20 protein-coding genes are annotated in these 22,041 nt (G+C 57.1%); 5 read left to right on the forward strand and 15 right to left on the reverse strand.

Translation table 11 applies throughout. The features are described from left to right. Positions 1-426: 426 nt before the first annotated feature. The 5 genes from coaBC to AABO57_01435 form a co-directional block, all read right to left on the reverse strand. The gene (gene coaBC, locus AABO57_01415; protein ID MEK6284381.1) at positions 427-1,674 is read right to left on the reverse strand and encodes a bifunctional phosphopantothenoylcysteine decarboxylase/phosphopantothenate--cysteine ligase CoaBC; all 1,248 of its coding nucleotides are present in this window, start codon (positions 1,672-1,674) and stop codon (positions 427-429) included. A 116-nt stretch (positions 1,675-1,790) separates the two neighbouring features. Continuing rightward, a complete protein-coding gene (rpoZ, locus tag AABO57_01420) occupies positions 1,791-2,006 on the reverse strand; it encodes a DNA-directed RNA polymerase subunit omega (protein ID MEK6284382.1) in 216 nt (71 codons plus the stop codon). Next, positions 1,999-2,700, reverse strand: coding sequence for a guanylate kinase (gene gmk, locus AABO57_01425; protein ID MEK6284383.1), 702 nt, complete (start codon positions 2,698-2,700; stop codon positions 1,999-2,001). Before gmk ends, rpoZ begins: the two co-directional genes overlap by 8 nt. Further along, on the reverse strand, positions 2,690-3,565 hold the full coding sequence (locus AABO57_01430) for a YicC/YloC family endoribonuclease (GenBank protein ID MEK6284384.1): 876 nt from the start codon (positions 3,563-3,565) through the stop codon (positions 2,690-2,692). The genes gmk and AABO57_01430 overlap by 11 nt, the downstream gene beginning before the upstream one ends. Positions 3,566-3,609: 44 nt before the next feature. Beyond that, the gene (locus tag AABO57_01435) at positions 3,610-5,427 is read right to left on the reverse strand and encodes an ABC transporter transmembrane domain-containing protein (GenBank protein ID MEK6284385.1); all 1,818 of its coding nucleotides are present in this window, start codon (positions 5,425-5,427) and stop codon (positions 3,610-3,612) included. A gap of 189 nt (positions 5,428-5,616) precedes the next feature. Here AABO57_01435 and AABO57_01440 point away from each other — a divergent pair, with 189 nt between their 5' ends. The 4 genes from AABO57_01440 (at position 5,617) to AABO57_01455 (ending at position 11,520) form a co-directional block, all read left to right on the forward strand. Then, positions 5,617-5,916 carry a hypothetical protein gene (locus AABO57_01440; protein ID MEK6284386.1) on the forward strand — a complete coding sequence of 100 codons (300 nt, stop codon included), beginning with the start codon at positions 5,617-5,619 and terminating at the stop codon, positions 5,914-5,916. 402 nt (positions 5,917-6,318) lie between these two features. After that, positions 6,319-8,115, forward strand: a complete 1,797-nt coding sequence (dnaG, locus tag AABO57_01445; protein ID MEK6284387.1) for a DNA primase — start codon at positions 6,319-6,321, stop codon at positions 8,113-8,115. Positions 8,116-8,377: 262 nt separating this feature from the next. Beyond that, complete coding sequence (gene rpoD / locus AABO57_01450; GenBank protein MEK6284388.1) at positions 8,378-10,099, forward strand: RNA polymerase sigma factor RpoD; 1,722 nt, start codon at positions 8,378-8,380, stop codon at positions 10,097-10,099. A 317-nt stretch (positions 10,100-10,416) separates the two neighbouring features. Further along, positions 10,417-11,520, forward strand: coding sequence for an acyltransferase (locus AABO57_01455; GenBank protein ID MEK6284389.1), 1,104 nt, complete (start codon positions 10,417-10,419; stop codon positions 11,518-11,520). Between the two features lie 17 nt (positions 11,521-11,537). Here the strand turns inward: AABO57_01455 and AABO57_01460 are convergent, their stop codons facing one another. The 5 genes from AABO57_01460 to cdaA form a co-directional block, all read right to left on the reverse strand. Further along, the gene (locus AABO57_01460; protein ID MEK6284390.1) at positions 11,538-12,302 is read right to left on the reverse strand and encodes a hypothetical protein; all 765 of its coding nucleotides are present in this window, start codon (positions 12,300-12,302) and stop codon (positions 11,538-11,540) included. A gap of 83 nt (positions 12,303-12,385) precedes the next feature. After that, the gene (locus AABO57_01465) at positions 12,386-13,114 is read right to left on the reverse strand and encodes a hypothetical protein (GenBank protein MEK6284391.1); all 729 of its coding nucleotides are present in this window, start codon (positions 13,112-13,114) and stop codon (positions 12,386-12,388) included. A gap of 107 nt (positions 13,115-13,221) precedes the next feature. Next, positions 13,222-14,610 (reverse strand): phosphoglucosamine mutase, encoded by a 1,389-nt coding sequence (gene glmM / locus AABO57_01470; GenBank protein MEK6284392.1) that lies wholly within the window; start codon positions 14,608-14,610, stop codon positions 13,222-13,224. A 56-nt stretch (positions 14,611-14,666) separates the two neighbouring features. Then, complete coding sequence (locus AABO57_01475; GenBank protein MEK6284393.1) at positions 14,667-15,620, reverse strand: CdaR family protein; 954 nt, start codon at positions 15,618-15,620, stop codon at positions 14,667-14,669. Between the two features lie 10 nt (positions 15,621-15,630). After that, on the reverse strand, positions 15,631-16,509 hold the full coding sequence (cdaA, locus tag AABO57_01480; protein MEK6284394.1) for a diadenylate cyclase CdaA: 879 nt from the start codon (positions 16,507-16,509) through the stop codon (positions 15,631-15,633). A 422-nt stretch (positions 16,510-16,931) separates the two neighbouring features. Here cdaA and AABO57_01485 point away from each other — a divergent pair, with 422 nt between their 5' ends. Continuing rightward, positions 16,932-17,102 (forward strand): hypothetical protein, encoded by a 171-nt coding sequence (locus AABO57_01485; GenBank protein MEK6284395.1) that lies wholly within the window; start codon positions 16,932-16,934, stop codon positions 17,100-17,102. A 14-nt stretch (positions 17,103-17,116) separates the two neighbouring features. Here the strand turns inward: AABO57_01485 and AABO57_01490 are convergent, their stop codons facing one another. The 5 genes from AABO57_01490 to AABO57_01510 all read right to left on the reverse strand — a co-directional run bounded on the left by AABO57_01490 (position 17,117) and on the right by AABO57_01510 (position 21,924). Then, positions 17,117-18,694: an APC family permease gene (locus AABO57_01490; protein ID MEK6284396.1), complete on the reverse strand. Its 1,578-nt coding sequence runs from the start codon at positions 18,692-18,694 to the stop codon at positions 17,117-17,119. A gap of 116 nt (positions 18,695-18,810) precedes the next feature. Then, the gene (locus AABO57_01495; protein MEK6284397.1) at positions 18,811-19,704 is read right to left on the reverse strand and encodes a hypothetical protein; all 894 of its coding nucleotides are present in this window, start codon (positions 19,702-19,704) and stop codon (positions 18,811-18,813) included. Further along, positions 19,704-20,588: a hypothetical protein gene (locus AABO57_01500; protein ID MEK6284398.1), complete on the reverse strand. Its 885-nt coding sequence runs from the start codon at positions 20,586-20,588 to the stop codon at positions 19,704-19,706. Before AABO57_01500 ends, AABO57_01495 begins: the two co-directional genes overlap by 1 nt. A gap of 38 nt (positions 20,589-20,626) precedes the next feature. Beyond that, complete coding sequence (locus AABO57_01505; protein ID MEK6284399.1) at positions 20,627-21,337, reverse strand: hypothetical protein; 711 nt, start codon at positions 21,335-21,337, stop codon at positions 20,627-20,629. Beyond that, a complete protein-coding gene (locus AABO57_01510; protein ID MEK6284400.1) occupies positions 21,334-21,924 on the reverse strand; it encodes a hypothetical protein in 591 nt (196 codons plus the stop codon). Before AABO57_01510 ends, AABO57_01505 begins: the two co-directional genes overlap by 4 nt. Positions 21,925-22,041 lie beyond the last annotated feature (117 nt).

The following is a 22,041-nucleotide window of genomic DNA, read 5'->3' on the forward strand; positions in this document are numbered from 1 at the left end:
TCAGCTTCGCATATGGTCCCATCTTTGAGCCGAATTGTCCCTCTGCCCTTTAGTTTCCTCCAATGACCGGCCCCGTACATTCTTCTCAAACGCACAATATCGTGGATTGAATTCCCGACAGCAATAGTCTCGATGTCGCCGATCCTTCCGATCAGGTCGAATACCATAGGCTAGGATATTGCCAACAGCGTGACGCAACTCTGAGTTGTGTCCTAATCTTGTGTTGGTCGATTAGGACACTACCGGGCGACCGCGTATTTGAACTGCGGTGGCGTCTTTGCGTTGCCACCGCTTTCTGTCGTTTCGTGGGCAATCACGAAAAGCGGCGGCAACGCACAAAAAGCCGCCGCAGTCCAAATATTCCGTCGCCTGTGAATATCAACACAAGATTAGGACGCTACCCAACTCTGGCGCCTAAGACTGCAATTATGCTTCAGGACTATTACAAGAGCCCAGCGCACTCTTCATGCTTCTTGCCGCGTCGATGATTCGCATTGCTGCCTCGCGCTTTGACATCAGCGGCAGCTCGACCACACCTTCCTTTGATACTAGCGCGATTCGATTGGTGTCAACGTCGAATCCTGAATCCGAAGCCGATACGTCATTGGCGACGATCAAGTCCGCGCCCTTCTCCTCGAGCTTCTTCTTCGCGTTCGCAAGCACATTCTCAGTCTCAGCAGCGAAACCTATGACAACGCGTGAGCCATTCCCGCCAGCCGCAGCCGTCAGGATGTCGTCGGTCTCCTCGAGTTCGAGCACAAGCGCGCTTCCGTTCTTCTTGATCTTTTGTTGATGAACGCTCGCAGGACGATAGTCGGCGACGGCCGCCGCCATCACAACCATTGTTGCGCCTTCGAGATTGGCTTTCACCGCCTCGTACATCTCCGCGGCAGAACGAACAGAGATCGTGCGCGCGCCTTTTGGCGCCGCGATCGAGACCGGCCCGGTTATCAATGTGACGTCTGCCCCTCGCGCGAGTGCGGCTTCAGCCACGGCATAGCCCATCTTCCCCGACGAGCGGTTGCTCAAAAAGCGAACCGGATCGATCGCCTCCTGTGTCGGTCCGGCGGTGATCAGCACGCGCTCGCCGCGAAGGTCCTGTGGAAGCCCGGCCGCATCATCGCTCGAGTTCGGCGCCGCAGCAAGACCGATGATCTCGCACGCCCGGCGGACGATCTCATCAGGCTCGGCCAAACGCCCGGCACCCACAGTGCGGCACGCGAGGTAACCTTCTTCCGGGTCTACAAACTGAACACCGCGCTCGCGCAATCGGCGAACGTTCTCGCGAGTTGCGGGGTGGCCCCACATCTCTACGTTCATCGCAGGCGCGACAAGCATAGGCGCGGTGGTGGATATGTACAGCGTGGAAAGGAAATCGTCGGCGATCCCGTTGGCGAACTTCGCAAGCGCATTAGCCGTCGCTGGAGCGACCAGCAGAAGATCGATTGATTGAGCTAACTGGATGTGTTTGATCTCGGGGTCATCGGTGGGCGCGAACATCTCGGTTATCACCGGCAGTCCGGAGATGGACTGAAATGTGAGCAGGCCAACGAACTCGGTGGCGTGCCGGGTCATCACGACTCTGACGGCAGCCCCGCGTTTCTGGAGCCCGCGCAGGACCTCGACAGCCTTATATGCCGCTATGCATCCGGTAACGCCGAGAGCAACTATCATAATGCTTCACCTAACAGTTTCAGGTTCGTAGTCCCGCCTTCAAGCGGAAGTTTGTAGCCGATGGTCGTCGACCATCCAAACTTCCGCCTGAAGGCGGGACTACCAAACTCAGATGATCATTCCGCTTTGAGCGGCTTGACCATCGGCTGATAGCGCACCAGCCCTTTCCGCACCTCTTCAAGTGCTACCCGCGTCGTCTTCCTGGCAGCCGGGTATATACGCGGCTTAGCCCCTCGTTGAAGCTGCTTGCTGCGTTGGGCCGCAAGCAACACAAGCCGGTACTTGCTGTCTATCTCTGTTGTCCAACCCGCTTCGTCGTCTACTTCAGGCATGAAACGGCTCACCTCCGAAGGTAGTTATTATGGACTCGATTCGATTTCTCTGGCGTTGCGGACGGCAACGCTCTGCGATTATTATAGCCTCAAGCCGGGCCAGCGCGCGATCCAGATCGTCGTTCAAAACGACGTAGTCGAATCGCTCATACAACTGCACCTCGATTCCCGCGTGGCGCAATCGACGCTCGACGTCGGCCGGCTCATTGAGGTTTCGCGCTCGCAAACGAGCTTCGAGGATTTCGCGCGACGGAGGCAAAACAAAGATCAAAATCGCGTCCGCAACGCGCCGGCGCACTTGCTCGGCGCCCTGCACGTCTATATCCAGCATCACGTCGAGGCCCTGCGAGAGCATCTCTTCAACCGGCTGCTCGTGAGTGCCGTAAAGGTTGCCATGCACTTCGGCGGATTCGAGAAACTCGTCGCGCTCGCCCATCGCGCGGAATTCCTCCTCGCTGACAAAGTAGTAGTCAACCCCATGCTGCTCATCGCCGCGAAGCTCGCGCGTGGTGTAGGAGATTGAGAATCGCACATCCTGAACGCGCTTCAACACTCGTTCGGCAAGCGAGGACTTGCCGGCTCCCGACGGCGCCGACACGACTATCAGGTTGCCACGTTCGGCGGGACTGGCCGCGACCGGGTCGGCTCCAGAGTCCGCGCGATGGTCCGCTCGTTTGGGGGTATCACTCGACATTCTGACCTTGTTCCCTGAGCTTCTCTACCTCGGTTTTGATTACTATAGCCGCGTCGCTTATGGCAAGGTCGTTGGACTTCGACAGTATCGTGTTTGCTTCGCGATTCATCTCTTGCAAGATGAAATCCAGCCGCTTGCCCGCTTCGTCAGTGCTTTGAAGCAAGTCCCGCATCTGAGCGACGTGACTCTTGAAGCGCGCGATCTCTTCGCTTATGTCGGACCGGTCGGCTAACATCACCGCTTCTTGAGCGATCCGCGTTTCATCTACCTGTCCGCCGGCCACAACTTCCTCGAGCCGCTTCATCAGCTTTTCACGATAGACTGCCGGCAAGCGCGCGGCTTCGTTTTCGATGGCCGGCATTTGCCGCTCGATGTTGTCGAGCCTGGAAGTGAGATCAGCGGCGAGCCCCTGCCCTTCAACCACTCGCATCTCGGTCAACGATGCTAGCGCCTGCGACACCGCGGCCACCGCGCCTGCGACAAGCTTTTCATCGAGTGAGCCCGAATCCTGCGAAACTTGCAACGCGCCCGGAAGTTTCGCGATCAGCTCGAGCGAAGGGTCGCCGTCGAGTCCGAATTCACGCTTCAACTCGGACAATGCCGTGAGGTAGCCTGATACCAGCGGGCGATTGATCTCGAACGTGGCCGCCTTCAACTGCTCGACAAACACAGTCACGTCCACGCGGCCGCGTTTGACCACCGCCTGAACCTGCTTCTTCAAGCTCACCTCGAGGCTGGAGAATTCCTGCGGCAGTCGCGTATGAACGTCGAGTGCGCGATTGTTTACCGAGCGAATGTCCACGCGTACGCGGAAATTGTCACCCTCGGCGCTTCCCTGTCCGAACCCGGTCATGCTTTTGATCATAAGTATTCGTTAGTAGTCAGTAGTCCGTGGTCCGTAGTGTGTAGTTACGGACTACGGACCGCTTCCCTTTCTTCGCCAATCAGATCGTCGGAAAACTGAAGCTCATACAGGTCGCGATAGATCCCTCCGCGGGACATCAACTGATCGTGCGTCCCTGCATCCACCACTCGGCCGCGATCGAGCACGACGATCTTGTCTGCCCGGTGAATCGTCGTCAGCCGGTGCGCTATCACGATAGTCGTTCGGCCTTGCATCAGGTTCGCAAGCGCGCGCTGAACCCAGCGCTCGGATTGTGTGTCGAGCGCAGAAGTCGCCTCGTCGAGCACCAGGATCGGCGCGTCCTTCAAAATGGCGCGGGCTATCGCAAGCCGCTGACGTTCGCCGCCCGAGAGCTTCACGCCTCGCTCCCCGATCAGCGTGTCGTAGCCGCCGCGCTCGATTATAAAGTCGTGCGCGTAGGCAGCGCGAGCAGCGGCTTCGATCTTCGCTCGATCAGAGTCCCCGCCGCCATATGCGATGTTGCTGACAATCGAGTCGTTGAACAGAATGACTTCCTGGGTAACAAGAGCGATCTGCGCGCGCAGGCTCGCAAGTCTCGCGTCCCGGATGTCCGCGCCATCGATCAATATCCCGCCCCTCGTAGGATCATAGAACCTCATCAGCAGACTAGTCAGAGTAGACTTGCCGGCGCCCGACAGACCGACCAGCGCAACGACTTCACCCCTGTTCACTTCGAGGTTCACATTCCTCAAGATCCAGTCGTTCGAATCTTGATACCTGAACGAAACGCCGCGAAACTCGACCCGTTCTCGCAGCGGCGGCAAATCTATCGAATCAGGCCGGTCGCGCTTTTCGGTGTGGGTGTTCAGCAGCGTGTATATTCGCGATATCGCCGCAAATGATTGCTGGAAGTGGTTCTGAATTCGCGACAGCCGCCGCAACGGGTCGTACATGCCGAGCATTGCGACGATATACGACGCAAAGGTTCCGATCGTCATCCTCCCCGCTTCGATCTCCCGGTTGGCATAAAGAACGAACCCGGCGGCCAATACCACGCCGACCAGCTCCAGAATCGGCGACGACAAAAAGACAACTCTGGCCGCGCGAACCTGATGACTTGCCAGCCGGTGGAGCGCATCGCGGAAGCGGCGCTGCTCGAAGCCCTCCATTCCGAATGCCTTCACAATACGGTGCCCCGCTATGGTCTCCTGCGAGACGTCGAGGACGTCTTCAATTCCTTCCTGAGTCCAGTGTGCAATCCTTCTGAGCTTTTTGCCAAACCTGGATGTCAGCACATACACGAGCGGTCCCACAATCAATACCACCAGAGTAAGCTTCCATTCGAGAATGAAGACCAGGGCGAGCAGCGACAGAAAAGTCAGCCCCTCACGCAGCATATCGGCCAGCAGCGTCGAAACAGACACCTGCACCTTCTCGGCGTCGCTTAGGATATGAGTCGTCAGTTGGTTGGTCGGATGGTCGGTGAAAAACTCGCTGGACTGCTGAAGGATATGATCGTACAGCCTCTGCCGAAGGTCGACCACCGCGCTAACGCCAATACGCCACATCAAGACGCTCGAGAGATATTCCGACGCAGCGCGAATGACGGTAAACCCCACGAGCAGGATCGCGATGATAGGCAACGCTTCTACGTTCTGTGGCAAGTACCTGCGTGCATCGACAAACGAGGCGGGACCAGTGGTTGGACCGTTCGAGGCGCCGGGCAATTCGTCAATGATGGATTTCAGCAGCGCGGTTCGGCCGGCTTCAAACACCCCGACAAAGATCATCAACAGGAAAGCTATCGCAAACAGTCCGGCGTAAGGTCTGACGTTCTTGAGGAGTATGCGGAAATCTTTCATTACAGCATGTCAGCGGAGGCTTGAGCCGGTTAAACCAATGATTATACGCGGGAGGCAGTCATCGTCAAGATCGACCCTCAGCCAGTGGCACCTGGCCCGCGGTTCAACGACCTTCCAGAACTCGATCGGCTCAATGTAAGATACGCCTGTGGTCAAGTGGAGCAGTTTCACCCCTTCGGACTTTGAATAATGAAATCAAGAAAGAAGCCAACGAGAAAGCAACTTACGGAAGAAGAAATCGACGAGATAGTAGAATCGCAAGCCGATGATGATTCAGCTTGGGAGAAACCAATCCGGGTTCGCAGAGCAAAACCGGGATCTGTCTTTCTCCCGCCAGAGCTAGCTGCTCGGGTTGCCTTCCTCGCGAAGCTGCACAGAGAGAAGAACGTCGGAGACTGGCTGACAAGGGTAATCAAAGAACGCGTGGAGCTGGAAGAAGTTGCGTTCACGGAAGCGAAGCGCGAAATGTCTATCAGAAACGGTGTTTAAATTCGTGCGCCGCTGGCTGATTAAAGCGTCCAGTGACTATGCAAGCTTTCGCGCCATCCGCGTCCTCTCTAGCGACCCGGCAGCGCGTCGCCCGTCGTGATCGAGACCGACAGCCTGTTAGTCTTTTTACGAAGCTCCGCGGGACAGCTCAAGGAACACCAGGCGGTGTCTTAATTTGATTGTCCGACAAACTTCCGTTTGTCGACATAAGCCGGTTGCTACGACAAACTGAAGTTTGCCGGACAATCAAATTGAGACACTAACGAGCATCAGCATTCCTCACCGGGAATGGCCAACCCAGGTTGATCGACCACGCCTTGCGCCGTTTTTTGTTTGCTGCTAGAAATTCTCTAGCTTGTTCGGCTGCTCCTTCAAAGTTCCTATCAACGATTGGATTAAACGATGCGTCTGCCGCAAGGCTTTGCCGACGACGTTAAGAACCAGGGCGACATAGTCCGAGTGGTATCCGACTATGTCAGCCTCAAGAAACGCGGCGCGAACTATCTCGCCTGTTGCCCCTTTCACTCTGAAAAGACTCCTTCGTTTACTGTTCATAGCGGCAAGGGTCTGTTCAAATGCTTTGGCTGTGGCGTCGGCGGCAGCATATTTGATTTTGTGATGCGAATCGAAGGCTGTGGCTTTCCGGAAGCGGTGCGGATAGTAGCCCAGAAGAGCGGCATCCCTATTCCGGTCGTCGAGGAAACCGAAGATCACAAAAAGATTGCCCGCGACCGCGAGAGCATTCTCCGCCTGAACGAGTGGGCCGCGGAGTTCTTTGAGCTTCAACTGAACAGCATCGAGGAAGGCGCGAGCGCTCGCGAGTACGTCCACTCGCGAGGGATCGAGGAAGAAACGTCGAAGTTGTTTCGTCTTGGTTACGCTCCAGATAGTTGGGACGCACTGACGAACCATCTCAAAGAACGCGGCGCCACGACCGACGAGATTCACAACAGCGGTTTAGCTGTGTTGAAAGACGCCGGCGGCTTCTATGATCGGTTCCGCGCGCGACTGATATTTCCAATCACCGACCCTCAGGGCCGTGTGATCGCATTCGGAGGCAGAGTGATGGGAGAGGGTGAGCCAAAGTATCTGAACTCGCCCGAGACAAGCGTGTACACAAAGGGCCGCAACCTGTTCGGGCTCGCGCATTCGAAGAACGAGATTCGTAACCTTGGCTTTGCAATTCTGGTTGAAGGCTACCTTGACCACATCATTCCGTTTCAAGACGGCGTCCACAATATCGTTGCGAGCCTTGGCACTGCCCTGACCGATAACCAGGTCAGACTTCTCCGGCGATACATGGACCAGCCTCAGATCGTCGTAAACTTTGACCCTGACTCCGCCGGCCAAGCTGCAACATTGAGATCGATAGACGTGCTGCTGGCCGAAGGCTTCAAGGTAAACATACTGCGAATGCCGACTAAACAGGATCCCGATGAATTCGTCAGAGCGCACGGAGTCAATCGCTTCCGCGAGCTGCTCAAGACCACCCAGCCGTACATAGATTACATCGTTGATACGTCGATCGCCGGGCACGACACCTCGAGGCCGACGGGAAAGGTCGCGGCGATAAACGCGATTCTTCCGCACCTGGCGCGAATGCGCGACAAGGTTGCGCGCGCCGATTACGCCGGCCAGATCGCCGACCGGCTAAAGATTGACTCGCGTGTCGTTCGTGAAGAATTAAAGCGCACGGCTACAAACAGGCAGCACTCGATGGACAACAAGCGAGTGCGAGCTGCCGAAGAGATCACCGTTGGCGAGCGCCAATTGCTCGAGTTGATGCTCTCAAACGAGGAAGTGCGCCGCGCGATGATCTCGGCTCTGATCGAAGATGACTACGCGGAACTGGCTACTGGAGCGATTTTCGCGGCAGTCATTGATATGGACAAGCACGCGGTCGAGTTTCATTTCGACAATCTCACCGAGCGCGTAGAAGCGGAGTCAGAACGCGAGTTGCTGCCGGCATTGTTGATGAGCGACCTGGCCTGGGCCGGCGGCGATGACTTCGACACGCTGTTCAAGAAGGCTACCGAGGCGCTCTCTTCTCTGCGCCGAAGACGTTTCGAGCGAATGCTTGATGCGATTCAGATAGAGATAGGCCAGGCCGAACGAGAGCAAGACAGCGCACGAGTGCTGCTCCTGTATCAGCAGAAAACAGAACTCCAGAAGCGAAGACTTGCGCTGTCGGTTGCGTAAGTCACTTGAAGAAACAATGAGATCATCCAACCACAAAGCACGAAGGCACAAAGCCGAATTGAGCTTCTCTTCCCATCTCTCTTCGTGTCTTCGTGCCTTCGTGTTTGATCGGAGATGTTAAGAAAGTCTTACAATGCCCCCGTCGCCCTGACATCTGTGTTGTTGCACGAATAGTATCTTGACAGATTTTCGCAATGAGGGTACGAATTCACAGTGGCTTGAAAGCGTCTCTGTGAATTGTCACCCCACAGGAGAGCAAGGGTTGTCCGATATCAACGAAAAGTATTCCGACGAAGTAGAGAAACTTCTCGAAGTAGGAAAGGAGAAGGAGTATCTCACCTACGACGACATAAATCGGCTGCTGCCTCCCGACATGAATTCCGCCGACGAGATCGAGGCTATTCTCGATGTGATCGGCGCCGAAGGAATCTCGATATCTGATTCAGACGAGAAGTTCATCGAAGCCGCCGCCGCCGCGATCGGAAGTAACGGCGACGGAAAACTGGAAGACGCGCTCGACGAGGAACTGGATCTCGACCTGACTCCGGGTACGTTGGACAAGACGAATGATCCGGTGCGGCTATACCTTCGCGAGATGGCGGTCGTTCCGCTGCTGACCCGCGACGGCGAAGTTTCAATCGCGCGGCGTATAGAGCGAGGCCGCCAGCGTGTGCTCAAGGCTATATCGCGCTCGCCCATCTGCATCGAGGAAATGATCCAGATCGGCGAGCGGCTCAAGCGCGGCGAGCTGCACATCCGCGAAGTGGTCACATTCAGCGAGCAGGAAGCAATCACCGAAGAGCGCATCGAGGAATACCACGTCGCGACGCTTGAATCGATGGGTGAATTGAAGAAGAGCTACACCCGAATGCTCAAGCTGCACGACCGGGTGCTGGAAGAGCCAAAGAAATCCCCCAGAGTGCCCAGGCTGAGACGCAAGCTGGCGGTCGCCCGCGTCGAGCTGAGTCGTCTGGCTCGCGCGCTGGATCTGGTGCTTCAACAGCAGGATCATTTCACCGGGCTTATCCGCGAAGGAGTCAACAGGTCGCGCGATGCGCGAGCCGGCATCGACAAGGCTCGCCGCGCGATTGACAAGAAGAAGTGGAACGAGGACGAACGCGAGCTGAAACGCAACCTTCGCGACGCCGAGCGGCAGCTAGCCGAGATGGAAGCGCGATGGCATGCTTCGGCGCTCGAACTCGATCGCTCGCTTGCTGCCATCGGCACCGGCGAGTACGAAGCAAGCGTCGCCAAGCAGGAGCTCATCGAAGCGAACCTCAGACTGGTCGTCTCGATCGCAAAGAAGTACACCAATCGCGGCCTGCAGTTCCTGGACTTGATCCAGGAAGGCAACATCGGTCTGATGAAGGCTGTTGACAAGTTTGAGTGGCGGCGCGGCTACAAATTCTCGACTTACGCAACCTGGTGGATCCGTCAGGCGATCACCCGGGCGATAGCCGATCAAGCGCGCACGATTCGAATTCCTGTACACATGATTGAGACGATCAACAAGCTCATTCGCACCTCCCGCGCGCTGGTTCAAGAACTCGGCCGCGAGCCCAGCTCCGAAGAGATAGCCAAGAAGATGGACATCCCCGTCTCAAAGGTGCGCAAGGTTTTGAAGATTGCCCAGGAGCCGATCTCGCTCGAGACGCCCATCGGTGAGGAGGAAGACTCTCATCTGGGCGATTTTATCGAGGATAAGACGATCCTGAATCCAGCCGACGCGGTAATAACCTCCAACCTGCGTGAGATCACCGAAGAAGTCTTGAAGTCACTCACACCCCGCGAAGAGAAAGTCATCAAGATGCGCTTTGGCCTCGGTCCCAACGGAAGTGAACACACGCTCGAAGAAGTCGGCCAGCATTTCGCAGTAACCCGCGAGCGCATTCGTCAGATTGAAGCAAAGGCATTAAGGAAGCTACGCCATCCGTCTCGGTCAAGAAAGCTGAAGGCTTTTCTCGAATCCGCCGCGCGGCCTTAGCCGTTAGTATCCGCACAAACAACCGGTCCGAACGCTACCCCGCTCAAGCTCGCGGTCGGGAAGGTGGGCTTGCCCCCGCTGTCAACAAGGAGCGCACCGCCTCATTCAACAGCGGGGGCAAGCCCACCTTCCCGACCACGAGCCTGAGCGAAATGAAGCCCACAACCCATCAGGCGGTAAGCCCAGCACCCGGACCACGAGCCTGAGCGAAACGAACCTATCGAATCTGGAAAACCCACGAGGTTGGACATATCTCTGCACTAGGCGGCACGCGCCTACGCGAATCTTGTCGCCAGCCGCTCGAGAAGAAGAGAAGAATGTCTCTGCCGGTCCAATTAGATTCAAAGCTCACCCATTCGCACATACCCGCGCTTGATGGCTTGCGCGCGGTAGCTGTCTTTCTCGTCATCATTGGACACTTCGGATTTGAGATGGTGCCCGGTGGTCACGGCGTGATGATCTTTTTTGTGCTCAGCGGCTTTCTTATTACCTGGCTCCTTCTGAAGGAGAATGACCGAAACGGAACGATTTCGCTCGGCGCATTCTACAAGCGCCGGACACTTCGGATCTTCCCCGCTTTTTACGTGTACTGGTTGATCATGGTCGCGCTGCTGCTGGAGACCGGCCGAACTGTGCTGTGGCCTCACGCGTGGAGCGCGCTCTTCTACACCAGCAACTACTACAACGCAATCAACGGCGATCCTAACAATGGGTTCAGCCATACATGGTCGCTGGCCATCGAAGAGCAGTTTTATCTTCTATGGCCGTTCGTTTTTCTATTGCTGCGCCGCAACCTCAGAAAGTTGACCGCGTTTCTCATCGGCTTGATCGGGGCCGTTTGGATTTATCGCGCCGTTCTATGCTACGGATTTCATGTCGATCAAGCGTACATCTACGCTGCATTCGATACGCGTCTTGATGAATTGATGGTCGGGTGCCTGTTGGCAGTCTTGCTCAAGAGACAGTCGCTTTCATCTCTGTGGCGCGCGGTCTCAGCCAATGCGCTATTGCCGTTCATGACCATTGCGCTTCTTGCGACTTCCATCTACGGGGGTGAGCTTTATATAGATAGGTATCGCGACGTCGTCGGTTTCGCGATAGAGCCCTTGCTCGTCGCGATCCTCGTAGTGCAACTGATCGCTTTCAGCTCGACGCGCTTGTGGGGTTGGACTGAGTGGGGAGTCGTTAGATTCCTCGGACGAATTTCGTATTCGCTTTATCTCTATCAGCAACTTACTCTGCATGCGGCTCGGAAGGCGCTCGCCGCTTATCCGGTTGTCCTACAATTGGCAGGCGCCATCCTGGTCACAATCATCCTTGCCACGATCTCGCACTACTTGATCGAGCGGCCCTTCCTGAAGCTCAAATCCACACCACGGCAACTGCCCCAAAAGCTCGCCTGCCCAGCAGTGGCTCGCTAGGCCGGCGCAACACCGCACTAGTCTATCGGACGGACGGGGCCATCGGTGCGGCCAAGCGTCTTTGATTGGCCTGGCTCATTGTCAGAATCTGCTGGAGGAGAGTTGGGTTCAGACTGCGCCGCCGGAGCGGGTTGCGATGCTGTCCGTTCGGTCTGACTCGAGGCCTGGCCGCCGGTGCCGCTTTGCTTGTACCTCGAAAGGATATCTTCAACTCGCGCTCGGGCTCGTTCCGCTTCGAGTTCGCGCTCCGCTTCGGCTACTCGAGCATCGGTCGAGAACCCACCTGAACTTTTTATGCGCCCCCGCATTTCTTCGATAGTCGCGGCCGGATCCGTGCTGTCAAATGGCCTTTGTATGGAAGACAGGTTCTCGCGCATCGAGGTCATGTAAGTCTCGGTCGCGAGGTCCTCGCCTAGAAGCCGCCGCTCCTCGCGCAGGGCGCGTGCGCGTTCAGCAGCCGCGTTAGCTTCGCCGAGATGCTGCTTGATCAAATCGCGTTCGGCGGCGAGCGTGACAAGCTGGCTTCCGGCAGTCGATGCCGAAGCATCATCGCCTCGTTCTCGTGCTATTCGCTCGCGCTCGGCTACCCCCAAGATCTTCAGCCCGACCTCGGCCAATTCCTTCTCCAGCACCTTAGCCGAAGCGCGGGTCTGAACCTCAAGTTCGTTCAGGCGCGCGAGTTCCGCGCGCGTCACGCCACGCGCCTCTCGGTCGGGACCACTGACTCGCTGGATCAAGTCGTCGAGATAAGAATTGATGAGTCGCTTCGTGCGGTGCCACATGGTTCGGTCTTTGGAGTGGATCTACTGTCGCCGCTCTTCCGTGATCCGAAGGGCGGCGACAAGTCGCCGCCCGCACATGGTTGCTATTGGCCGGGAGGCTTCCTGTCGGACGGTTGAGCAGGTTTCGCGTCATCTTGCTGTATCGACCGAGGCGGCGACCCCGCCTGAACGACGGGCAAGGTAATCGGCTTCACGAACTTCACGCGGAAGATCGCTCCGGGCGCCACGAAGACTTCCCCGCCCTTGGTCAGCAACAGACCACCGAGCAGGCCACCTCCGAGCGAGGCTGCGCCGGCGCCCAGTCCGCCGCCCGAGAGTATCACCACGCCTGCGCCTGCGCCGCCGATCACCCCGCCGCGCTCAACATTGCGCGCCGTATTCTCGCCTTTGTGTCCGCCTTTGACTTTGCCTTCGCTGTCGGCGTTTAGCTTCTCGTTCTTGTCCCAGTCGTCAAGCGATGTGACGACGACCGACACCGGTTCTTCGCCCCAGGACAAGACGATTCTTTCGAAAGCTATGGCGATGCTCCCCTGCTTCTGGGGGCGCCGGGCCGGGGTGACTTGCGTAACCCGCCCTATGAACTCAGTGCCGCGCGGCAGCACAAGCTGGTCATTGACGTATAGCGGTTCGTCTATTACAGCTCTCACCGGATCGCCTGGCTCGCTCAGCTTCGAGCTGAGTCGAGTTTGAAGAACGATCTTGGCCTTGGTTTCGGGTTCGATTGTCGCCTCGCGCGCTGCCTGCGAGCGCGCGGGCACGGCGCCGAGCGCTATCAAAGCGCAAAGGGTGATAGAACAGAAATACCTTCTCATAGAATTACCTCCTGGCTGGCCCTCGGTAGCGATCACCTTCGATGTTAGTTCACCGGTCGGAGCGTGGTCAAGAAATACTGGTGCATCGTCTTTTCCGTGAGTGCGAGCTATTCGCCGATTGCTTTCCTTATGACGTCCGCAAGCCGGTTCGCTTGTTCCGTGATCTCAAGCTCGTTCTCGCCTTCGATCATTACGCGCGCCAGATTTTCCGTGCCGGAATATCGCACCAGCAGTCGCCCTCGATCTTGCAGATCGCGCTCTAACCGCTCAATCTCGCCTTTGACTTCGGGAAGCGTTTCAAGCGACGGCTTGTCGACAACGCGGACGTTCACGAGCACCTGCGGGTAACGAGTCATCTGAGCTGCAAGCCGGCCAAGCGGAAAACCCGCATCGCGCACGGCACGAAGCACCTCGATGGCGGTGATCATCCCGTCCCCGGCAAGCGAGATATCCGGGAAGATGATGTGCCCCGACTGCTCGCCGCCGAGCTTTGCATTGCGTGCCAGTAGTTCCTCGAGAACGTACCGGTCGCCCACTTGCGCCCGCACTAACTCTACTCCCCTTTTACGCAGCGCTATCTCGAGGCCGATGTTGCTCATGACCGTGGAAACCACTCGGTTGCCTGCCAGTAGCCCGCGTTTCTTTAAATCATCCGCCAGAATCAACAGTGTTGCGTCGCCGTCCACCAGTCTTCCGCCTTCGTCGACGAACAGCGCGCGATCGGCATCGCCGTCGAAAGCAATCCCAAGATCGAGCCGTCGATCGACGACCAATCGTTGCAAGCCTTCAAGGTAAAGCGATCCGCATCCTTCGTTGATGTTCCGGCCGTCGGGCTCGGCAGAAATGACCTCGACTTGCGCGCCGAGACGATCAAATAACGCCGGCGCAATAGCGGATGCTGCTCCGTTAGCGCAGTCCAAGCCCAGCCTTAGCCCTTCGAATCTCAAACCCCGGCCCACTTCCGCGGCAAGGTAGTGGATATAACGCTCCTGATACTCCCTTTCCGCTGTCGCTTGATCGTGAAGCCAGTCGAGCTGCCCCTTGTGATGGTTCTGCTCGGCGGCCACGTCGGCCGGGCCGGCGATATCCGCTTCTATCCGGCGCTCCATATCGTCGGCGAGTTTCCTGCCTGACGTAGAGAACACCTTGATGCCGTTGTCTCGATACGGATTGTGGGATGCCGATATCACGATGCCCGCGTCGAACGGGGTCGTGCGGGCGATGTAAGCAACACCCGGCGTGGTGATAACTCCTGCTGACCTCACGGTCGCTCCGGCGGCCGTAGCGCCGGCTGCGAGCGTCATCTCGATCTGCGGCCCCGACTCCCTCGTGTCGCGGCCAATCAATATGCTGGGCGCACGGTCAAGCTCTCGGGCAAGGTTCAAAACAAGTGATCTTCCAATCAATGCCACCGTTTTGTCATCGAGCGGAAATCTGCCTGCGATCCCTCGAATCCCATCGGTCCCGAACAGTCTTTGTCTCGCGGCTCCCAGCATCAACAAATGCTCCTTTGCAAATGTACCGCAGGTTGATTGCTTTTTATTGAGACAGCTTACCTGACTCGAACTGTCTGAGGCGTGACCGACCGCACCACGACCCGGTTCTCGAACCCCGGCGAAAGCGTGACCTTAGGGATGACCATCCCCGGCGCGCCTCGATACTCTACACTAACGCTGACATCGGACGCGGTCATGTCATCGACTGCCGAGCGCGCGCCGTAGACCGTCACCTTGACAAGCCTTGGTATCGCGCGCGCGCGACCAGGGGAGCCGAGTAGAGCAACGGGAACGTCGTCGATGACGCGCTCCTTTTGAACCTCGCCGATGTTGACCGTGAGCATGACCTTGCGGCCGCTGTCCTCGCTTATACTCAGATTAGGCGACCCGATGTCGATGGCCACCGGCGCGCTGAACGTGGCGGTCTTGTCTGTGAGCCTGACAGTCTCGGTCGAGACTTCGGTGATCTCACGCATTTGGCTTTCCGCGCCGGCGATTTTGACAGTGTAGGGAATAATCTGCCAGTCGATCACTTGATAGCCGATCGGCGGCTCGCCTTCGAATCTGGGAACTACGGGCACTTCCCTTTCAACCACACGCTCGACGGTTACGGTGATTGCCGGCGGCTCAATCTCCTTCATCCTGACGTTCGCGGGCAAACGGTTGATCTCGACCTTGAGCGGTATCACTCTGACACCGGGCTCAACTCCGGACATATCGGCAGTCACCGCCAACTGTCCAGCTCGAAGCGTATCAACCACATCGCGCGACCCTTCAATATAGACCCGTGCCACAAGCGGCGGATACTTCGAGGGCGTCAGGTTGGGAGAGAGATTGGAAAACTCGATCGGCACGCCGTTTAATGCGACCTGACTGACCGGCCGCGACGCCACCGAAAGCCACAACACACCGGTGATCAACAGCGCCAGTACCTTTAGGCTGGTGTTCTCGAGCACGTAGTCCCTGCCGTACTCTTTCAGCGCTTTCAAATAGTCATTCATCCAGTGCATCGCCATGCTCTTACTTGATATAGGTCTCGCTGACTTGCTCTCGTGAGGTATCGGCCGGCAATTCAGCCTTGCGGCGCGCGCGGCGGGCAGGACGAACGGCTTCAACAAGCCGCCGCTGGGGTTCCAGCGCGTTGCGAATCAAATCGCGAAGTGAAGTGCTGTTGAGGTAGCGAGTGATCTCGCCGTTCTGAACGAATGAGATGACGCCGGTCTCCTCGCTCACCACTATGGCGGCCGCGTCGGTGTCTTCAGTGACGCCTATGGCTGCTCGATGGCGCGTGCCCAGCTCCTTAGACAACCTGGGATTGAGCGTGAGCGGAAGAAAGCAGCTAGCAGCTTCGACTCGGTAGTTGCGAATGATGACTGCGCCGTCGTGCAGCGGAGTGTGCTCATCGAAGATCGTCACCAGCAGGTCGTACGAAAGCACAGCCGCAAGCGCCACGCCGGTGTCAATATAGTTCTGCAGCCCAACGTTTCGCTCGAGCACGATCAGGGCGCCTACTTTTCTAGACGAGAGCGTCATCGCGGCAAGCACTATGTCATCGTAGGCTTCGTGGCTCGCCTTTGAGTGCCCGAACCGGAACGGGCCCAGGTTCGATCCTACTCGCATCAACGCCGAACGTATCTCAGGTGCGAAGATCACCAATATCGCAAATCCGAAGTACAGCAACGTATTCCGCATGACGAATTGGAGCGTTTCGAGCCCCAGTAGTACAGAAAGCTGGTAAAGCAGACCTACTCCGAGTAGACCGACAGCCATTTGCACGGCCCGGGTGCCGCGCACAAGTTTGAGCAGTCCGTAGATGATCGCCCAGACAATGACGAAGTCAATCAGATCGGTGATTCGAAGTTGCTCTAGAAATCTGAGTAGCTCTTCGGAACGGCTCATATCAATACCGCTGCTCTTACGCCTGCAGACAAGGAACCGGATTAGCCGGGGATCTTCGAGGGGCTTCCACTCGCATCTCGCACCGGCCTGTTCGGAGTCTCTACGGTGGCACTTATCTGAACCCGAGTGGGCGCTACGCGAAATGGCGGAGGAGCGCATTCACACAACGCCGGTTTGTCCCATCGTCTATTACGACAGCTTGCTGCGGATGATCCGAAGATCGCCATCCGTGAACTCGCGGCAACCCTGCGCCACATCTTGCGTGTGGATTCCACCGGCTTCTCAACCAGCGCCCGACGATAGACTCTGTTCGTATGGTATCCGTCGCGCTCCGCAGAATCAAGCGTCTCATACTTTTGGCATCCAGGTTGCTCGGTGATTGGGTGCCTGTATCCCAGGCATTCACATTTGGGTGATCAACAATGACGGTAAGGCTAGTCAAACGAGAACAGGTCGATCGTGAGAGCGAGAAGCAAGCACAGCCGCCTTCGGCGACTCAATTGTTCCTGACAACACAGGGCTGGGTTGAAGAGTTCAAGTCGCGCAAAGCTACAACCAAACACTCTCTCTTGAGCCTGCTTAGACGCGACTGAATGAGAGGGCGAGTTTATTCGGCGCCCGTATTGGCGACGGCCCCGGGCTCGTCGAACGGCCACTCGCGCCGCCGCCTCGACCTCACCAGATAGATCGCGGAACCAATCATCACCAGCATAAGCGCAAGCCAGATCGGCTGCATCGACTTCGGCCGCATCACCAGTACATAAACAAACCCGAGGAAGGCAAGCACTGACGGGATCGGATACAGCCACATTCGAAATGGGCGCGGCATATCGGGCCGCCTTACGCGGAGTACGATCACGCCGACTATCTGGGCGAGAAACTGAACCATGATCCTTATCACCACCAGCGCGGTGATCACGTCTTTGAGCTTAAGCAGACAAGCCGCCGCCGCAACTCCTCCCATCACAAGAAGCGAGACGTATGGAAACCTGTGCTTCGGATGAACTCGCGCGAACGACTTGAAGTAATTGCCGTCCACTGCCGCAGCGTAGGGTACGCGCGAATACCCAAGCATGAGCGAGAAGACCGATGCGAACGCCGTCCACATGATCAGCAGGCTCGCCAGCACACCGGCCCAGTGGCCGTACAATAGCTCCATCAGCGTGGAAATGATGTGGCTGCGCACGGCTTCGTTCTCGGGCTTGGCTGTTTCGTTCAGCTCCTGCCACGGGATCACGCCCAGGATGCTGATGTTCATCACGATATAGATCGCCGCCACCGCGACTATCGAGTAGATGATCGCGCGAGGAATCACGCGGCCCGGGTCTTTCACCTCGCCGCCAAAGAAGCAGACGTTGTAGTAGCCCCAGTAGTCGTAAACCGCCACCAGCATTGCCGCGCCCAGACCTTGGAAGAAAGCGAGGGACGGAGTGAAAGCGTTCGGCGGATAGTCGAAGGCGCGCGCTTTGTCGAAGTTCGAGACGCCCGCAACGATCACCCACAACACTGTCACCAGCACGCCTACCCACAAGAACCCTGCGAGACGGCCGATGATCGTGATCTTGCGATAAAGCAGAAACACCGCTACTGCGACGGTGCCCATCGCCACCAACGTTCCGGCGGTCATTGCCACGCTCAGGTCAAGCGCGCCGATCACTGGAATCTGGATTTGGGCGGTCTTCGCGAAGAAGGTCTTGTTCAGGCCCGGCCAGATGAATGCGGCGTATTGCGATAAGCCTATGCAGCCTGAAGCGATCGAAAGCGGCGCGCTGAATGTGAGTTGCCAGATGAACAAAAACGAGATCATCCGGCCAAGCTTGGCAGGGTTGTAGATCTCTTTCAGATAGCGATACGATCCGCCCGAGCGTGGCATCGCGGCTCCAAGCTCCGCCCAAACCAAGCCGTCGCACATGACCAGCAGCGCGCCGAATATCCACCCGAGCATCGCTTGAGGTCCACCCATCGCCGCGACGATCAGCGGTATGGTAATGAACGGACCGACGCCGATCATGTCGATCATGTTCAGCCTGGTAGCGCTTGCAAGGCCGACGCCGCGAATCAATTGAGGATCACCGTCCGCGGCTTGAACAGCTTCGGAACTCACTTCAGAGATTTTTTGATTTGGTTCTTGCGGGTTGGTGCTGGTGGCCATTTCGAGTCCGTTCGACTGCGATCGCTCTGCCATCGGCCTGAGGCCCCAGCCGAAAGCGATCTAAACGCCGCGTTCGCTGTACTCGCAAGAGATGGCGTAGAGAGTGTAAACCAAAACGGGATGAGCGAAAAATCGATTTACTGTCTGTTCTACTGGCTTACCCTCCGTTGCCCTGAGCCTGGTTGCCCTGACCCTGGTTGCCCTGACCCTACTTGAAAGTTCCTCGGGATGTAGATGAAGACCCAGTCTTCGTACTTGTCGAGTCCGAAGTATGAGGTCGTCGCCTTGCCTTTCTTTTTCGACGCGACACCTACAATTGGAACGCTGTTGTGGCCCGGACCGCCAGATTCAAAAAAGCGAGCGAACGGATCGTTGGTCGCCTCGTCGTCATCGTCATCATCGTCGTCGTCAGGTTTCTGGTCAGGCGGCTTGACTTGAGGGTTACCGGGGTTTGCTGGATTGGGAGGAGTCGGCTGCCCTGGCGCGGCGGCGCCCGGCGATTGAATTGGCGTCGATGGTTCTGATTTCTCGAAGGCGCTTCGCTGGAGCGGCGGACCGGCAATAAGAAAGTAATCCTGACTGATCTTGACTGTTCCCGTTGCTGCTAACCAGGCCTGCAGGAATCTCATGACCCTCGGGTCGCGCGCGCGTATGGGCTCCCAATCGGAGCTAAACATCGGGTCTATCATCGCCGATGGTCTCACGAATTTTATTTCTTTGACCCCCAGCGTAACCCCTTCGCGCAGTTTAGCCAGCTCTGTGAGCGGGCCGTATGGAGTTGTCAGAAGAAGCTGAACCTGAAGCGGCTGAAGCGTGCCGCGGCCGTAGTAGCGAGCGACTCCTTCCGCCATCTGCGTGCCCCGGTAGATCATCTCGGCTTCTTTGTCGCGCTGGACCTGCATCTGAACATTAGGAACTACAGACGAAACAAGCACGATGCTCATCACGCCGAGCGCTAACAGCAACCCGAGCAACGCCCAGCCTTGCTCGTTTGAGCTTGCCCGATCGCGATTATCCACCAAACTTGGAACTTCGAAAAGCATCATCTCACCTTGTCTTGGAGAGGCACGCGCCGCTTGATGCCGTACTGTGTGTGGGTGACATCGACGCTGTCGGCTGATATTGCATCGATCTTCCATACTCCGGTTATCGTGTCGCCAACTTTCGCTCGAGTAACCTCTCGCGTTGTGCTGACTTCAAACACTGCGTAGTTATACTGCGGCTGATTGAGGGTGCCCAATCTTCCCTTGTAAATAAACTGGGGCTCAGGCGACGGCTGAACGACGAATGGTATCGAGTTCGAGTTCTCAGCCGGGTTGCTTTGGGACTTCACTTCCACGTTGATGTTGCGTGCAAGACTGTAGTCCCCGGATACCATTTCCGTCGAAAGCTGCGTATCGCTCACGCGCTTGGTGACCCTTGGCGCGCCGTCGAAGAGTATCTGCGCATCGGCAGGAATCTTGTTGCCGCTAACCAATATCGTGAACGAACGAGGAGTGCCCGCCACTGCTGACTGAGGCTGCATCGACACAAGTTGAATTGGAGGAGGAGGAGGAGGCGGCGGCGGCGGCGTTGGCGGCGGAACATAATAAGCAAAGATATTTCCGCGGCTACCGGGCGCGCTTGGACCTCCCCCGCTGGAAGCCAACCTCAAGTTGAGCGGCGTCAGGTCGGAGAGCAATTGCTGCATCTGCGCTTCCTGCTGCGCGGCGGCACCCAATCGTCGGGGTGGCGGGACCGTGGATGACGACGCCGTCGCCGGAAGCGGCGCGCCAGGCGTGTTGGCTACGGTTTGAGTGCCGCGCTTTGACTTGGGAGTAGAGCCACTGTTTAAGATCTGATAGACGAAGACGGCCGCGAGAATAACCCCCAGCCCGGCCAGGAGGATACGTTTTGTTTTTTCTGATGATGAAGTTCGCTTGGCCATTCGTTCCTTCTCGATAGCGGATACATCCAGAGTCCAGGCTACATCGGCTGAAAGTATGCAGACATCTCGATCGTCAACATGATTCCCGACATTCCTTCTCCGCGCGAGCGTCTGCTTGTCGCGCGCGCATCCTGATTCGAAAGATTGACCGAGTTGATAACCACAAACTGTTTATCGTGCTCGAGCTCGTTGATAAACGTTCGCACGTTGGAGTACGGCCCGAACACAGTAAATCGAAAAGCGACGCTCGGGATCGCGCTGAGCATTTCGTCGGCCTTCTTGCGTTTCGTCTCGCCAGTACTTTTTTCGCCTTCGCCGCCCGAGTCGCCCATGCTCGAGCCCATATCTATTCCACTGGTCAGCGCGACGTTGTTCTTTTTAGCGAGCGCGTTGATCTCTTTTATGAGACTTATTCGCCCCGACGAAAACGGTTTCAGATGGCTGGTCTTGAACGCGTCCAGAGTCTCCAGTGCACTCTTAGCCGTGTCGAGAAATGTCGCTTCCTCGCCGACATGGCCTGTGCTGGCAATGATGTTCTTCTGCTGCTCGCTAAGTTCCGCTTCCAGAATGCGCAAGCGGTCCTGCTCGGGTTTCAGCGAAGAAAAGTAGTACACAAGGACAAGCACGAGAGACACGACGGCAAATAAAGCCGCGATCGCCTCGCCGGGGTTGAGACCGAACGGTATCCCGGTCACCTTGATCGAGCGAACTTCTGAACGCGGCACTCTTTCTCGCACGTGTGTGCTCACTGGGCGTCACCTCTCGAAGGTTTATAAGTCAGATTGAGAGTGAAAGGTGTTTCACCGCTCTCGGTCGCCGTTTCCTGACCGGTTTCACCGACAGTAAACAATCCGCCCGACTTATCGAGGCTCATCATCATCTCGGTCATCTCGCCGGGCGTGGTGCCGACCGCCTTTATCTGGACTCTAGCCATCACTTGTTCCGAGTCGCCCATAAGCTCCTCGACTTTGATGCTCATGATGCGAGTGTTCTTTGGTACATAGCCTTCAATGTCGCCGATCATTCTATTCCACGAGAATCCCTTGCGTTGAATCAACTGCCGCGCGGCCGCGAGCTCCAACGCTTGCTGCTCGGTGACAACGGTCTTGGTTTGCGCTCGATTGCGCCGCTCCTGTTCGAGCTTCGCTTCGGCCTCAGCTTGCTTCTGCCCCTCGATGCGCTGTTTGACTTCTATCTCCTTCGCGATCACGCGATCCTTCTCACCGGCGATCCAAAGGAACAGCCAGAAGCTTGTGAAGTAGACCGCCACCACGGCAATCCACAGAACGCGGTGATTTGTGAAAGGCTGCCTCGAAAGGTTTATGTGTGTTCGCATTCTGTTCAAGAATACCGACAACCTTGCGCGTTTGCCAGCTTTCGAGGCAAGGTCGAACCGGGTTGTCGCGCTCCCGGCGCCGGCGATCCTTTGCTCAAAGGGGCGATTGCAATCGGC

Source organism: Acidobacteriota bacterium (assembly GCA_038040445.1).
GTDB classification, from domain to species: domain Bacteria; phylum Acidobacteriota; class Blastocatellia; order UBA7656; family UBA7656; genus Onstottus_A; species Onstottus_A frigus.